This is a genomic window from Marinobacter nauticus ATCC 49840 (assembly GCF_000284615.1).
Classification (GTDB): domain Bacteria; phylum Pseudomonadota; class Gammaproteobacteria; order Pseudomonadales; family Oleiphilaceae; genus Marinobacter; species Marinobacter nauticus.
Genome location: NC_017067.1, coordinates 2863730 through 2878197, shown reverse-complemented (window position 1 = coordinate 2878197; position 14468 = coordinate 2863730). Strand labels below are relative to the sequence as shown.

General features: G+C 57.8%; 15 protein-coding genes. 6 read left to right on the top strand and 9 right to left on the bottom strand.

Annotation, left to right across the window (positions count from 1 at the left end):
• Window positions 1-24: 24 nt before the first annotated feature.
• Window positions 25-1380: a dicarboxylate/amino acid:cation symporter gene (locus MARHY_RS13375; protein WP_014422260.1), complete on the bottom strand. Its 1356-nt coding sequence runs from the start codon at window positions 1378-1380 to the stop codon at window positions 25-27.
• A gap of 181 nt (window positions 1381-1561) precedes the next feature.
• On the opposite strand from MARHY_RS13375, the gene MARHY_RS13370 reads away from it, so the two are divergent.
• On the top strand, window positions 1562-1801 hold the full coding sequence (locus MARHY_RS13370; protein WP_011786345.1) for a TIGR02647 family protein: 240 nt from the start codon (window positions 1562-1564) through the stop codon (window positions 1799-1801).
• A 95-nt stretch (window positions 1802-1896) separates the two neighbouring features.
• The gene (locus MARHY_RS13365; RefSeq protein WP_011786344.1) at window positions 1897-2793 is read left to right on the top strand and encodes a DMT family transporter; all 897 of its coding nucleotides are present in this window, start codon (window positions 1897-1899) and stop codon (window positions 2791-2793) included.
• Window positions 2794-2795: 2 nt separating this feature from the next.
• Here MARHY_RS13365 and MARHY_RS18625 read toward each other — a convergent pair whose 3' ends face one another.
• The 4 genes from MARHY_RS18625 to MARHY_RS13345 form a co-directional block, all read right to left on the bottom strand.
• Window positions 2796-2972, bottom strand: coding sequence for a DUF1328 domain-containing protein (locus MARHY_RS18625; protein WP_022991499.1), 177 nt, complete (start codon window positions 2970-2972; stop codon window positions 2796-2798).
• 129 nt (window positions 2973-3101) lie between these two features.
• A complete protein-coding gene (locus MARHY_RS13355) occupies window positions 3102-3560 on the bottom strand; it encodes a hypothetical protein (RefSeq protein WP_041654897.1) in 459 nt (152 codons plus the stop codon).
• 56 nt (window positions 3561-3616) lie between these two features.
• Window positions 3617-4303 (bottom strand): response regulator, encoded by a 687-nt coding sequence (locus MARHY_RS13350; protein ID WP_014422257.1) that lies wholly within the window; start codon window positions 4301-4303, stop codon window positions 3617-3619.
• Entirely contained in the window at window positions 4300-5916 is a 1617-nt protein-coding gene (locus tag MARHY_RS13345; protein WP_041655586.1) for an ATP-binding protein, read from the bottom strand. The genes MARHY_RS13350 and MARHY_RS13345 overlap by 4 nt, the downstream gene beginning before the upstream one ends.
• A gap of 237 nt (window positions 5917-6153) precedes the next feature.
• On the opposite strand from MARHY_RS13345, the gene MARHY_RS13340 reads away from it, so the two are divergent.
• Genes MARHY_RS13340 through MARHY_RS13330 form a run of 3 tightly spaced genes read left to right on the top strand, consistent with a single transcriptional unit; the run spans window position 6154 to window position 9100 of the window.
• Window positions 6154-7131, top strand: coding sequence for a Bug family tripartite tricarboxylate transporter substrate binding protein (locus tag MARHY_RS13340; protein WP_014422254.1), 978 nt, complete (start codon window positions 6154-6156; stop codon window positions 7129-7131).
• The gene (locus MARHY_RS13335; protein WP_014422253.1) at window positions 7128-7574 is read left to right on the top strand and encodes a tripartite tricarboxylate transporter TctB family protein; all 447 of its coding nucleotides are present in this window, start codon (window positions 7128-7130) and stop codon (window positions 7572-7574) included. Before MARHY_RS13340 ends, MARHY_RS13335 begins: the two co-directional genes overlap by 4 nt.
• Window positions 7574-9100: a tripartite tricarboxylate transporter permease gene (locus MARHY_RS13330; protein ID WP_011786337.1), complete on the top strand. Its 1527-nt coding sequence runs from the start codon at window positions 7574-7576 to the stop codon at window positions 9098-9100. Before MARHY_RS13335 ends, MARHY_RS13330 begins: the two co-directional genes overlap by 1 nt.
• A gap of 86 nt (window positions 9101-9186) precedes the next feature.
• Here the strand turns inward: MARHY_RS13330 and MARHY_RS13325 are convergent, their stop codons facing one another.
• Entirely contained in the window at window positions 9187-10869 is a 1683-nt protein-coding gene (locus MARHY_RS13325) for a L,D-transpeptidase family protein (protein ID WP_014422252.1), read from the bottom strand.
• Window positions 10870-11031: 162 nt separating this feature from the next.
• Window positions 11032-11697: an AbiTii domain-containing protein gene (locus tag MARHY_RS13320; protein WP_011786335.1), complete on the bottom strand. Its 666-nt coding sequence runs from the start codon at window positions 11695-11697 to the stop codon at window positions 11032-11034.
• Between the two features lie 176 nt (window positions 11698-11873).
• Here MARHY_RS13320 and MARHY_RS13315 point away from each other — a divergent pair, with 176 nt between their 5' ends.
• Window positions 11874-12533 (top strand): protein-L-isoaspartate(D-aspartate) O-methyltransferase, encoded by a 660-nt coding sequence (locus tag MARHY_RS13315; RefSeq protein WP_011786334.1) that lies wholly within the window; start codon window positions 11874-11876, stop codon window positions 12531-12533.
• 12 nt (window positions 12534-12545) lie between these two features.
• Here MARHY_RS13315 and MARHY_RS13310 read toward each other — a convergent pair whose 3' ends face one another.
• Together MARHY_RS13310 and MARHY_RS13305 are read right to left on the bottom strand one after the other, a co-directional pair.
• Window positions 12546-13346, bottom strand: a complete 801-nt coding sequence (locus MARHY_RS13310) for a DUF1338 domain-containing protein (RefSeq protein ID WP_014422250.1) — start codon at window positions 13344-13346, stop codon at window positions 12546-12548.
• Window positions 13336-14436 (bottom strand): arginine N-succinyltransferase, encoded by a 1101-nt coding sequence (locus MARHY_RS13305; RefSeq protein WP_014422249.1) that lies wholly within the window; start codon window positions 14434-14436, stop codon window positions 13336-13338. Before MARHY_RS13305 ends, MARHY_RS13310 begins: the two co-directional genes overlap by 11 nt.
• Between the last annotated feature and the right edge of the window lie 32 nt (window positions 14437-14468).

Sequence of the window (14468 nt, the reverse complement as noted above, 5' to 3'; positions counted from 1 at the left end):
GGGGTCACAAATTGGCTGTTGTCTTCAGGTATCGCCGGCAATCGGTCCGGCGGGCGGCGGAAGTCGCTTGCCCGACCAGTTCTCCAGCAGCCGGCAGGCAACCAGGTCGCCGGTTACATTGATGGCGGTTCGGCACATATCCAGAATTCGGTCCACGCCCATGATCAAGGCAATACCTGCGGCTGGTACACCCACCGATTGCAGTACCATTGCCAGAATGACAATGCCGACCCCCGGGGTAGCCGGCGACCCTATAGAGGCACCCACTGCCATGGCGACCACCAGGGCCATACTGCCAACACTGAGGTCGATGCCGTAGACCTGGGCCAGGAAAACGGTCGCGACGGCCTGATAAAGCGCAGTGCCATTCATGTTGATGGTTGCGCCCAGGGGGATTACAAACTGGGAAACCGACGGGCGCACCCCGAGTTTGTCCTCTGCGGTACGGATAGACAGGGGCATGACAGCGGCGGAGCTGGAGGTCGAGAATGCCAGCAGCAAGACATCACGGGTATCCCTCAGGAACTGCAGTGGCCGTACACCTGCCAGCAGTTTGAGAATGACCAGATAAAACCCCATCAGGACGGCGAGGCCGAACAGCACCGTTGCCACATACGAGGCCATGCCAATCATGGCACGAAAACCCAGGGTAGTCGTCAGTTGTGCCATCAGGCCAAACACGGCATAGGGGGCGAGGCGCATGGCCCAGCGAACCACGGTCATGCAGATTTGCTGCAGTGAATCGAGCAGGTCGAGCATCGGCTTGGCTTTGTCGCCCGACATACTGACCAGCGCAACGCCGATGATGATGGAGAAAATCACCACCTGCAGCATCTGCCCTTCCACCATGGCGTCCAGGGGGTTGCCGGGCAGAAGTCCAATCAGTGTCTGGGGGATGGCGTCCAGGCCGGGGATGTCGGCGGCCACCGGCGCGGCATCGGCTGGCGGTGTGGTCAGGCCGGTCATCAGATCTCCCGGGTTAACCAGGCCGCCCACCCAGAGGCCGATGGTGGCCGCAATGGCGGTTGTAATGACAAAAAACAGGGTAACCCGGGTACCCATTTTCCGGAGTTGTTCCAGGTTGTCGCTGGCGGCCAGTCCTCGCACCACCGAGGCAATCACCAGTGGTATGACGATCATCTGTATAGTGGCGAGGAAGAGCTGTCCCGGAAACGCCAGCCAGTTACCGATCAAGGTGCCCGTGTCCGGTTCGACCAGGCCGACCGAAGGACCAAGCAGGGTGCCCACCACCAGACCAAGCCCCATGCCAATGAGCACTTTAAGCCAAAGCCTGCCTTTGACCAGTGTGGCCAGGTAGACGCTCAGATGGCGCAGCGAACGAGGTGCATTGTCGGTGGTCTGAGCTGGTGTGTTATCCATGATCAACGTGTCCGTGTTGCCGTTTTTCTGTGCCGGTGACAGGCAGGGATCGGGCCTTTGAAGACAATAACCTTAGGATAGTCAGGCAAACTATGCATCTGGATCAATTTCTTTGTGATTCTGCTTCGGTCCACGACTGTTTGGGCTAAACTGCAGAGAACGCTGACGATAAGGAGCTTTTATGCCGTTCTCTCCGAACCACCTTGCTGAGCTGAACCTGTTACTGCAGTTTCCGTCCGCCTCTACCCAGGAGGGCATCAAGGTGCACGCTCACAGTGCGGCGCCGGAAACGCTGCGCGCGGCGGAATCCTTGTTTGCCAAAGGGCTGATAAGCCAGAAGGATGGTGGTTACCTGACCCCGCTTGGTTGCGAAGCGGTGGAGTTTACCCAGAAGCTTCAGACAATGCTCACCGCCCCATAGGGTGACTGTGTCTCTGTAATGGCAAGGCTGTACCTGTTCCCGGCCTGATTGGCCGGGTATAGTCGAGGCTCTTTTTCCAGCCTCTGCCGGGACTTATGCCACCGATCTATTACTCCTTTTTTGTGCCCGCCCTGTTTGTCTGGTTGTGGAGCACCGGGTTCATTGGCGCCAAGTATGGTCTGCCTTATGCGGAACCCTTTACCCTGCTGCTGATCCGTATGCTGCTGACGCTGGTGCCGTTGGCTATTCTCGCCGTGGCCATGAAATCCCGTTGGCCGGGCTGGCGTGGGGCCGGACATCTGGCGATTACCGGGTTGTTGGTGCAGGGAACCTATCTGGGCGGGGTGTTCTATGCCATCGATCAGGGCATGCCTTCAGGCCTGGTCTCACTGATTGTTGGTCTTCAACCGCTGGTAACAGCGTTGGCAGCCGTTCTGATTCTGCGGGAGTCGGTTGCTGGCAGGCAGTGGCTGGGGCTGGTCATGGGGCTGGCCGGGGTGGCGTTGGTGTTGGCGGAAAAGCTGGGCAGCGGTGCCAATGGTGGTAGTTTTTCACCGGTCACCATTCTCTGGGCCGGCTTGTCGTTGATCGGAATTTCACTGGGTACGGTCTATCAGAAGCGCTTCGGAACCGGAGTGGATCTGATATCTGGCACCATGATTCAGTACACAGCGGCTGCAGCGTTCTTCGCGATTGGTGCCTTCACGCTGGAAACCCGGCACATCGAATGGACAGTGCAATTCAGTCTGGCGCTGGGATGGCTGGTGTTCGGGCTGTCGGTAAGTGCCATTCTGATTCTGATGTGGCTTATTCGTCGCGGTGCGGCTTCGCAGGTGGCCAGTCTGTTTTATCTGGTGCCACCGGTAACGGCACTGGAAGCTTTTATTCTGTTCAATGAGCGGTTGGGGCCGTTGGCCATTGCCGGGGGAGTGGTGGCGGTAGCCGGGGTGGCCCTCGTGGTTACCGGAGGGCCACGACCGTTAAATCGCTGATGCTATACCTTTGGCCCCTTACCGCGCAGGGCGTTAACGACCAGCGACACCACCAGAAGCACCAGAAAGACGAAAAACAGTATCTTCGCGAAGCTGGCCGCTGTGCCTGCAATACCGCCAAAACCCAGAATTCCTGCGATCACTGCAATAACGAGACAAACAATAGCCCAATAGAGCATTTCCTGTCCTCCATTCAAGGGTTGCCCTTTAACCGTGGCACAGGGCTTCCCGGTACGCAATTTTCAGCGGGCTTTGTGGAGGGATGGTAACGGCCCCGTCATTTGGCCATCGCCGCAACAGAGTTCTTGTCAGTCCGTTTTTCGGGTTGGAAACACCGACGTGGAGAGTGTGGGCTGACAGCCAACGACACCTCGTGCCTGCTCGTGGGCATGCAGGTACCAACGCTGGCCGCCTTCCGGAAACGTGGTGCTGTTCACCTGAAACTCTGCGGTGCCCACGGTTGCAGGAATCGGGGTGCCATCGGCATGGCGGTAGACACAGCTGGTACCGATGGTTACAGGCCGGGCAACAGGCAGCTCAATGAAGCCGTCGCTGCGCACGGTCGGCGCTTCTCCATTGATGTCGGTAATCTTCAGGCAGGGGCCAAAATGAATACGATCCTGGTCGCCGACGGGTTCCTCCAGACAGTGTGTGGCCTTGAGAAAAACAACATTACGGTTGGCCCCTTCCTTTGTTTCTGGAAGGTTCTGGCAACCGGTCAACGTCACCGTCAATGCTGTGATGCCGGCGGCAATCAGATGTTTCATCGGGATCTCCTGCTTGTGCCAGTAATGTGTAAAGAATAAGGGCCACTTGAGTGCCTTCAGGCTTTCAGGCAATAGCGTCGTTCCGGGCGCCCAACGCTACCATAGTTTACTTCGGCGCAAAGCTCACCGGTGCCGACCAGGAATTCCAGATAGCGGCGGGCCGTTGTCCGGGAGGCTCCGATCTCGGCCCCCATTTCTTCCGCGCTCCAGTGACCCCCAGTGGCAACCACCCCTCTGATCTTGTCCAGCGTCAGGCTGTCGACACCTTTTGGCAGCCGTTCAGGCACGGAGGCTTCGGTGTCGTTGGTGGCTCTGGGTAACAGCGCATCTACTTCTTTCTGGGCGAGCTTGTTCAGTGCCAGCAGCTTGTCCAGATGCTCCCGGTAGCGGTTAATGGCTTCCTGCAGGCGCTCGAACACCAGGGGTTTCAGAATATAGTCGAATACGCCCCCACGAAGGGCGCTACGCAGTGTTTCTACCTCTTTGGCTGCGGTAATCAGAATGACGTCTGACCGACGGTCACGGGCTCTCAGTTCCCGGAGCAGGTCCAAACCATTGCCGTCGGGAAAGTAGACATCCAGGAGGATCAGTTCAGGCTCCAGTACGTCGATCAGATCCCTGGCATCGGCCAGGGTATGGGCTATGCCACAAAGTTCCACCTGTTCAACACGCTCAACAAACCGGCGCTGAATCTCGGCGATCTTCGGATCGTCTTCAACAATAAGCAGTCGGATCGTGGTCACGGATGTCCTCCCGCAATCGGCGTTTTCGGTAAGTAGAGCGTAAAACGACTGCCACCTCCGGACAGGTTTTCAACCGTCACCGAGCCTCCCCAGCGATCGAGAAACTGCTGAACCAGATGCAGGCCGATCCCGTGTTTCTCACCTTTGGTGCTGAAGCCACGCTCGAAAATCCGGGCCCGATCCGGCCCGGGAACTCCGGGGCCCTCGTCTTCAACCTCGAAAATCAGCTCGTGCCCCAGATCGGTCATCGACAGTGATACCCGGCCGCCGTTGCCCGCCTTGTGGAGCGTGGCTTCAAGCGCATTGTCAATCAGGTTGCCGAGAACACTGACCAACTGATCCCTGGGCAGCTCCGCCGGGAGGTCGGCCATCTGGCTGCCAGGGTCTATTTCCAGACGCAGGCCCATTTCCTTCGCCCTATTGTACTTTCCGAGCAGACAACCAGCGATAATCGGGTCTGGCACGGCTTCCAGCAGAAGATGCAGCAGCGCCTGATGGTCGCTCACCTCGCTGCCAATCAGATTAAGCGCCTCTTCAGTCGCGCCAATCTGTATCAGTCCGGCGATGGTGTGAAGCTTGTTCGAGTATTCATGGGTCTGGCTGCGAAGGGTATCGGCATACTGCTGTATTCGCGTGAGTTGTCTACTCACCTGATCAAGCTCATCTCGCCGGCGAAAACTGGCTACCACGCCGATGATCTGCTCACCCTGGCGAACTGGCAGCCGATTGACGACCATTTGTCGTCCTCTTAACCAGACTTCACGGTCGAAGTCTGGTTGTCCGGTTTGCAATACCGACATCAGGCTGCTTTCCGGCAGAATGTCCAGAATGGGCTTGCCTGCGAGAGGTTCGTTCTCAGGCAGTTCCAGTGTCTCATAGGCTGCCCGGTTGGCGGTGGTTATTATCCCGTCCCGATTGACCGCAATAATGCCTTCACGAACGGATTGCAGGGTAGCGTCACGCTCCTGGAACAACCGGGCGATTTCCTCTGGTTCAAGGCCGAAGATGGCACGCTTGAATCGGCCGGCGATGATGATGGCCGAGAACACTGTGAACAAAAGCATTAGGCCGACAACACCATAGAGAACAAAATTATATCGACGTATGGTGTTCTCAACCTGCTCGAGACTGTAACCCACCGATACGATCCCGATGATCTTGCCCGTTTCCGGAGTGGATACCGGAGCCTTTCCGCGCATGGACTCCCCAAGGCTGCCTTTGGCGCGAGCGACATACGCCTGGCCGTGTTGCAGAGCCTGTTGGCCGTAATCACCATCGTCGTCACCCATCGAATAGCCAATCCGGGTCGGGTCCGGATGCGCCAGACGGATTGCCCGGTGATCGCCAATGACAATAAACAGAGCTTCATTGGTTTCGGTAAGCCGACGGGCCAGTTGATTGAGCGCAGGGATGTTTCTGGTGCGGACGCCCTCGATAACAGCCGGTGTGGCGGCAACGGTTTTGGCGACCATCAGAGCGCGCTCGCCAATTTCCTCATACAGTGACTCACTGAGGTAATAGCCGGCAAAACTGCCAATCAGCACCGTTTGCAAGGTGCCGAGCAATCCCAGGGTCAGGATCATGCGGGTTTTCAGTTTGGTTTTTCTTAACACGGATAGAGCACGGCTTTTTGTCGTTTGCTTTTCAGGGTAATCCATCCTTGCGGCCACCGCCCGTGATCTTTATGCACAGAATGCAGAAAAAAGTCTTTAAAGGCGTTACGCCCACAAGCTTCTTTGTCTCGGGTTTCCCCTATTAGTCTGCCCTTAATCGCCTCACCGGAGAGCTCCTCCTCATTCGTTCCGGTGACCTGGCGATCATGACAAAAACAACTGAGTAAGGTGACCACAATGATGTTCAAACGATTCCTCTCTTTGGTGGCGGCGGCCGCCGTCAGTACCTCTGCAATGGCTTGGCAACCTTCTGGCAAGGTTGAGTGTCTGGCACCGGCGGATCCCGGAGGCGGCTGGGACTTTACCTGCCGGAGCGTAGGCAATGTGCTGCAGGACCTCAGCTTGGTTGATGGAACAGTGCAGACCGTCAATATGGCCGGCGCTGGCGGAGGCGTTGCCTACGCTCATACCGTGAGCAAACGCGCAGGTGATAACAAGCTGCTGGTGGCGGCTTCCACGGCAACGACAACACGCCTGGCCCAGGGCCAGTTTCCTGGCATGAATGCCGATATGGTCACCTGGGTGGGCGCATTGGGCGCCGACTACGGAATTATCGCGGTAAGCAAGAATTCCAGGTATCAGAACCTCAAAGAACTGATGGATGCCGTGAAGGCCAATCCCAAGTCCGTCAAGTTTGCCGGTGGCAGCGCACGGGGTGGCTGGGACCACCTGAAGGTGCTGATTGCCGCAAAAGCGGCGGGTGCGGAAAAACTCCCATCGATTCCCTATCTGTCCTACAACAATGGCGGTGAAGCCATGACTCAGGTTGTGGGTGGCCAGGTGGATGCGTTTACCGGTGATCTGTCTGAGGCGACAGGGTTCATGGAGTCCGGAGATTTGCGAGTGATCGCTGTTCTGGCCGATGAACGTTTGCCAGGCAAGTTCAGTGATCTGCCCACAGCGAGAGAGCAGGGCATTGATGCGGTAGGGCCAAACTGGCGGGGTTTCTACATGCCTAAAGACGCGGATGAAGCCGCCAAGCAGTATTGGGTAGATGCGGTCGACACCCTGTACGCCAGCGAAGAATGGAAACAGGTGATGGCCCGCAACGGATTGATTCCGTTTCACCCTCCTGCCAGCAAGTTTGACGAATTCGTGCGCAACCAGGTGCAGGACATTGAAGCACTCTCTCGTGAAATCGGGTTACTCAAATGACGGGCTTCGGTGATCGTATTCTCGGCCTGGGTCTTCTGGTCCTGGCAGTGGCTTATGGCTGGGCTGCGCAGCAGTGGCCGGAACCCTTTGGTGGCGCTGAGGGGGTCGGCCCAGAGACCTTTCCTACCATCTTGTCGGTGGTTCTGGTGGCCGGAAGTCTGTATCTGATGATCAAACCTGACCCGGATGCCCGGTGGCCGCTTGGTAAATCGGCACTGGAACTTCTGGTCTCGGTGTTGGTTCTGGTGGTGTATGCCTTGTTGCTGGAGCCGCTGGGATTCGTCATCGCGACAACGTTGGCGGTCGGAACGCTTAGCTGGCGCATGGGAGCAGCGCCTAAACGGGCCTTTCTTACCGGTTTAGGCAGCGCCGTCGTGGTGTTCGTCCTGTTCAATTATGGGTTGTCGTTGAGTTTGCCGGCTGGCCCGCTGGAGGTGCACTGATGGAAACCCTTGGCTTTCTGATGGAGGGGTTTGCCGTTGCGCTGACTCCGTACAACCTGATGTTCGCTCTGTTTGGCGCATTTGTGGGAACCCTGATTGGTTGTCTTCCGGGACTGGGGCCGGCCAATGGTGTAGCGATTCTTATACCACTGGCGTTTACGCTGGGACTTCCGCCCGAAACCGCCATGATTCTGTTGACCGCAGTCTATGCAGGCGCCATGTACGGGGGGCGAATCTCCTCCATCCTGCTCAACATACCGGGCGATGAACCGGCGATGATGACCTGCCTGGATGGCTACCCGATGGCCCGTAAAGGGAGGGCTGCTGATGCCTTGGCGGTTTCTGCCATCGCGTCTTTCTCGGGTGGTCTGATCGGGACCATCGGGTTGATCATGCTGGCGCCCGTGCTGGCCAGGTTTGCCCTTACCTTCGGCCCTGCCGAGTACTTTGCGCTGTTTCTGCTGGCGTTTGCCACATTGGGCGGGATCACCGGCAAGAACCCCATGAAGACGGTTATTGCGGCGGCATTGGGGATCATGATTTCCACGGTGGGTATCGATATTTCCACGGGAACCCAGCGCTATACCTTCGGTGTGCTTGAACTCTATGAAGGTATCGATTTCATTCTGGCCATTGTGGGTCTGTTTGCCATCTCCGAGTTGTTGTTTTTCGTGGAGCATCGCATGGGGGAAGGGCGAGAGAAAATGCAGGTTGGCAAGCTCAGCCTGAGCCTGAAGGAGTTGGTAACGACCATACCAACACAGCTTCGCGGCGGGATTCTCGGCTTTATTTCCGGTGTGCTGCCGGGGGCGGGTGCTTCTCTGGGGAGTTTTATCAGCTACACCCTGGAAAAACAGGTGGTCGGCAAAAAAGGCCGTTTTGGTGAAGGTGACATCCGGGGCGTTGTTGCGCCCGAGGCCGGTAACAACGGGGCATCCTCTGGTGCCCTGGTCCCCATGCTGACATTGGGTGTGCCGGGCAGCGGCACGACCGCTGTCCTGCTGGCGATGCTGATTTCGCTGAACATCACACCGGGCCCGCTGATGTTTACCCAGAATGCCGACATTGTGTGGGGCGTTATTGCCGCGCTGCTGATTGGCAACGTCCTCCTGCTGGTGTTGAACATTCCGCTGGTGGGATTCTTCGTAAGGTTGCTGTCTGTTCCGCCGATGTATCTGCTGCCAATTGTCACGATGGTCGCGTTTGTCGGGATCTACTCGATCAGCCACAGCACCTTCGATCTGTATTTCATGATTGCCTTCGGTATTGCCGGCTATTTTCTGCGCAAACTTGAGATTCCTCTGGTTCCCATCATTCTGGGCCTGTTGCTGGGGCCGGAAATGGAGAAAAACCTGGGACATGCCCTGGTCCTGTCGGACGGCGACTGGAGCATTCTTTGGGGGAGTCCTCTCGCCATCGGGCTATGGACTGTCGCCGGCCTTGGCCTGGTGCTGCCTTATCTCGTGGGGCCACTACTTCGCCGGAGGATGAATGCGGCGATCAAAGAGTCCCCTGTCAGCGACTAACCATATCTTTAAGGCTTTTCTGACGAGCTGCCTTTGTCAGTCTTTGCACCGGGCTTTGCCCGGTGTTTTTTTATGATCGCACGAAACTAGTCCGTGCGTGCCGTGGGACGATTGTCATCTCTGGGTGTAAGTGACTGTCCGCCCTCAGAGTCTGCACGCAGTGCCTGCAGCAAACGGCGGTCACGATCATACACATCGTTCCGGAACTGGAGAACGCCGGCCGGATCAATCCAGGTGGTCCAGTATTGCAGGTACACAGGCACCGGTTCCGATAGCACTACGGTTGCCGGTTCGGCGGTTGCCAGGGTCTGCTCAATTCGCTTTTTGTTCCATCCGTTGGTGTTTGCCAGCAATCGTTCGGCCAGCTCAAAGGGGCGTTCCAGACGGATGCAGCCGGAGCTCAGGGTTCGCTCCAGCCGACTGAACAACGATTGCGCCGGGGTATCGTGGAGGTAGATATCGTACTGGTTCGGGAACATGAATTTGACCTGGCCCAGCGCATTCTGGGGGCCGGGCTGCTGAATTAGCTGGTAGGGAAAGTTGTTCTTCGAGAGTTCCGTCCAGTCGATTTCTGCTGGATCGACTTCGCTCTGGTTTGCGCCCCAGCCCCTGAAAACCTTGAAGCCCAGGCGCTCCAGATACTCCGGATCTGACCGTATGATCGGTAGCTGGTCTTCGATCATCAGCTTCCGGGGTACCGTCCAGGTCGGATTGAACACCAGGTAGCGAATGCGATCGCTGAATACTGGCGTCTGCCGGTATGGCCTGCCAACAATTACCCGTTGGCGATGGACCTGCTCGCCGCTCTCTACGAGCACCAGCTCAAAACCGGCGATGTTAACGACGACATAGGTTTCTCCCAGGGATTCCGGTAACCACCGCCACCGTTCCAGGTTTGCGTCCAGGCGGTATATCCGTTCCAGGGGCAACAGGTTCAGCGCTGTCAGAGTGTCCCGGCCGACGATTCCATCTGGTTCCAGGCCGTGTCGGGCCTGGAATAACGGGATCGCAGTGGCCAGGGCGTCGTCGTAGTGTTGGTGATTCGAGGCTTCTGGTGAGTCGCCGGAGAGGTCGCCCAACAGTGCCAGGCGGCGACGAATGTCGGGTATGCGGTTGTCGGTATCGCCTGGTCGGATACTTGGTCCCGAAACGATAGCCGGCCAGTCTGCGCTGATCAGCTCACCCAGCGCTTTGCGTCGTTGTACCAGTTGATGGTAGGCCGCAGAGCGGGGTTTGAGATCCTGCAGAGTGGTGTAGACGGTGCCGCTGGCCAGGGCTTCGGACAAGACCGACTGCATCTCCCTTTGCTGGCGGTTGGCGGTCCATTCCGCATGGATGGTTGTGGGGTTGACCTTGCCGTGGTGCAGGTGGGACGCCAGTAGCAGGAAGGCATCCGAGAGTACAAGGTCAAGGTCGGTCTGTAATTCCTCGGCGCTGTCATTCAGGTCTTTCAGGGCGAGTGCTGCAAGGGTGTCGTAGTGGTAGTCGCGGGGGTTGAGACCGTCACCGGCCACTGCCCGGATGGCTTCGAGCAATTCCCTGCGATTGCTCGGGTCCTCCCAGGCCAGCGTGTACCCTCTGGCTTCGTAGAATCGCGTCAGTGCTTCCTTGGCATATAGCCGGGATTCCAGCACCGATACCGGGTAACCAGCCTGCAGGGCTTCAATGCGGTTGATCAGTCCATCATTGCCCTGGGCCCTGGCCGGAACCGCAAACACCAGAGCCAGGAGAAGGCAGTACAGGGTGAGTGGGTAACGAGCTTCCTGCATTCTGCGCCTCCATTGCGGTGTACGATCAAAGGCTGTCCCTGTGGTGTCCGTAATGCCTGGGCAGTCTATCTGACGGCAGTATAGCCTGATCGTTCAATCCCGGTAGGGGCAAATCGCGGTTGGCTTCTGCCGCCCGACGCTGCGGGCGGCAATGGCTGGGGCTTAGCCGGCGCGCCCAAACATACGTTCAAGGAAACCCAGTTCCCTGACATCGGGCACGGGCAGTTCATCCACCTGCTCCATGGCCTGGCGCCAGAAGGCCTCAGGCGTGTCCAGGTGCTCGACGGTCTTACGTTCTTCCGGGCTGTAATGATTGTGCTCCCCGGTCATGCCGGCGTCGGCCAGGGACTCTGTCCACAGGTAGATCGCCGAGCGGATGGTGCGCAACAGGCGGCAGTACACTTCACGGCTGAGATTGATCGCCAGTTCCGCCTTGAGGTTGATTTGCTTTTGCACATGGGCCATGTCGTCTTTGTCCAGCAATGCCCGATGACCATTGCCTTTCTTGCAGTTCAGGCACACCTGCTCCAGGGACTTGATGCCCTCCGGAAGGTCCAGGTGACCGTATTCCGAGGTCTGGCGCTCATCCACCGGCGCTGGAATCCAGCCGTACTGGGGCGATTTTGCAACAATGTGACCGGGCAGGTCGCGTCGGTAGGGCGGGGCCTTGTCCTTGTCGGTGTAGCCATCAAATTCTTCCCGCAACCAGGCCGCCATTTTCCGGTGGCGTAGCATGGTGGCGAGAGTAATGGCCGAGGGTACGATGTCCGTTAGCAGGTCGCTGGCGTCCTGGGTACGTTCCTGAAGATGATCCACGGATGTTGACATGGTCTGCGCTCCATTCGGGCCGGTTTATGGGCCCTGGTCTTTTTGTTGTTGTCTGGTTCTCCTGTGTCGGTATCGGGAGTAACCTATGGTTAAAAAGTAGTCAGTCCCGGGTGTTCGCACTGTTGTAAAAAAGTTATGCCTTTGTAACGACAGGTAAGCATGAGGAGGGACGCCTTATGAACAAAGACGGACAGGATCTGAGTGATATCCGACGGGCCATGGTCCGGTGCCAGCTGGTGCCTCGGGGTATTTCCGATGGACGGGTGCTGGAGGCCATGGAGCGTGTGCCCAGAGAGCAGTTTGTCCCCGAACATCTGCGCTTCGAGGCTTATGAGGACCACCCGGTACCCATTGGCCAGGGTCAGACCATTTCTCAGCCCTACATCGTTGCCCTGATGGCAGAAGCTCTGTGTCTCAAGGGCCGCGAGCGAGTGCTCGATATTGGCACCGGTTCGGGCTACGCCGCCGCCGTCCTGGCCAGTCTCGCTCTGGAAGTTTTTTCCATTGAGCGTATTCCGGAACTGGCGGCCCAGGCGCGTAAAAATCTGGACCGAACAGGCTTCACCCAGGTGCATGTGAAATGCGCAGACGGTACGTTAGGCTGGCCAGAGGCAGCACCATTTGATGGCATCTGCGTGGCTGCCGGAGCCCCTGCGGTGCCAGCGGCCCTCAAGCAACAACTGGCGGTCGGCGGGCGGCTGGTGATTCCGGTGGGCACAGAGGGCGGCCTTCAGCAACTGCTCTGCATCACCCGGCTGTCGGATTCCGAGTATGAGCAGGCGAGCTACGGCGATGTACGCTTTGTCCCGCTGCTGGGTGAGGAAGGCTGGCCTTAAGCCTTCCCTGGTTTAACTATGGGTGCTCTCGAAAATCCGATCGGCGGAGGCGGCAACAAAACCGCTATAGAGTTTGCCGTTGGCCATTGGGTAGCGCTTGGCAAATTCGTAAAAGCAGCTCGGAATGACTGCGTCCTGGTCGCTAAAGTGCGCGGTAACACGGTCGGCCATAGTGGACGACTGTTCCAGGCAGTCCTGCGGTGAACCTTTCACTTCTCCACCACTGGCATTCACGGAAAAACCCTGTTCTTTCAGCAGCGTGTTGATGTCTGGTACCGAGTGAATCGTGTCCAGGTGGTTTATGCTCACGGTAAAGTGGTTGGCGCGATAGCCCCAGGCTGCCAGCCAGCCGGCGTATTCACTTTCCTCAAGCAACTGTCGATAGGTTGAGTAATCCAGATTCCAGTGTCGACCTGAGTAGAGAAAGTCATCAGCCTGCACTCTTTTCGGGTTGATCTGGTCTACCAGACCCTGCACCACCGCTTGCAGCTGGTCTGAGCATTGTTCGACCAGCAGTTCGGAGATAAACACTTTTGGCACCTCCGGGTCCGGGTGCTCGTAATGCCGGGCATAGAGCTTCTTGGCTTCAAAATGGTATTCGCCACCGGGTTGGTAACCTAAAGCCAGGAAATGCGCAGCCAGGGCGTCCAGACCCACCGGCGCCAGGTTGAAGGTTCTCAGGGCGATATGGTCATTGACGATGGCGGTGTTCTCTCGCTCGGCCAGCAGGGCATGAATGCGGTCTGCCGATGGTGTTACGGCCCGGTAGTCTCCCCAGAGCGCTCGGAACAGGGTGTCGACGTCAGAGTGCATAGTGAACCTCCGCAGAATCTGTGACATGGATTGAGGCCGCCGGAATGGCTTGCTGGCCCAGGGGCAGGGTTCGTATCGATGCGCCCACACTGAGGCCCAGCGCATCGGCTTGCTTGGTTGAAAGCTCGATCCGGCCGCTGGCCAGGGCGTGAGTGTCTGTATTCACAACCATCGCGCGAAAGTCCTCGAGCCCGGTATTCGTCACAAGGACCGGGCGGCCTGTGTCTATAAGGTGTTGGTTTTCGGTTGTGCTGATCTCTGCCGACATCAGTGCAGCTTCCCGGACACTGCGGATGTTATCTGTCCGGCATTCAACGGTGGGGCCGGCATCAAACAGATCCACCATTCCCCGATGGCGGAATCCCTCTGCCTTGAGCATGGCCAGTGCGGGCCTGGTGTCCGGATGCACCTGACCGATGACAGCCCGGGCCGGATTGCTCATTAAATGAGTATAGAGCGGTAATGAAGGCATCAGGTCCTCGACGAAGTCCAGTGAACCAGCACCCGCCAGTTGCGTGACCTGGCTGAAATCCAGATCAATAAAGTGATCCCGCAGCCAGTCCCAGAAGGGCGACTGGCCGTGTTCATCAGCCACACCCCGCATCTGGGCAATGGCCAGGTTCGGAAAGCGGTCCAGATGTTGGGCGATAAAGGCGAAGCGGACTTTGGAGAGTAATTTGCCGGCATTGGCGCGGCGAAAAGCCGGGCGCAGATACAGTGAACAGAACTCCGTACAGTTCCGGTAGTGCACGCAGCGGGTGAGCGCGCCCACGGAGCGCCGGAGCCCCAACTCTCTGGAGTGATGAGTGAGGGTGCTGTGGCGAAAATGGTAAAGCGGTTGCGACCGGCCGGTTCCAGAGGTAATGCCGGTTGTACCCATGATCTGCCCGGAAGTCCCCTCTTCAAGCACAAACAGGTAGCGTTGTTCGCTGTGGTCGACGGCCTGTGAGCGGAAGCTGCGAATCGAGCCCTCAATTTTTCGGGATAGCCGGTCTTTGTCCGGCATCAGGGAAGTAAATCCCGGGCCGGACTCGCAGGCTATCTCGTACAGATCGTTCAGGTCGTCATGACGAACCGGGCGAATAATCATGGCGGCACCTCAAAATTGTTTTTTATCAGTAT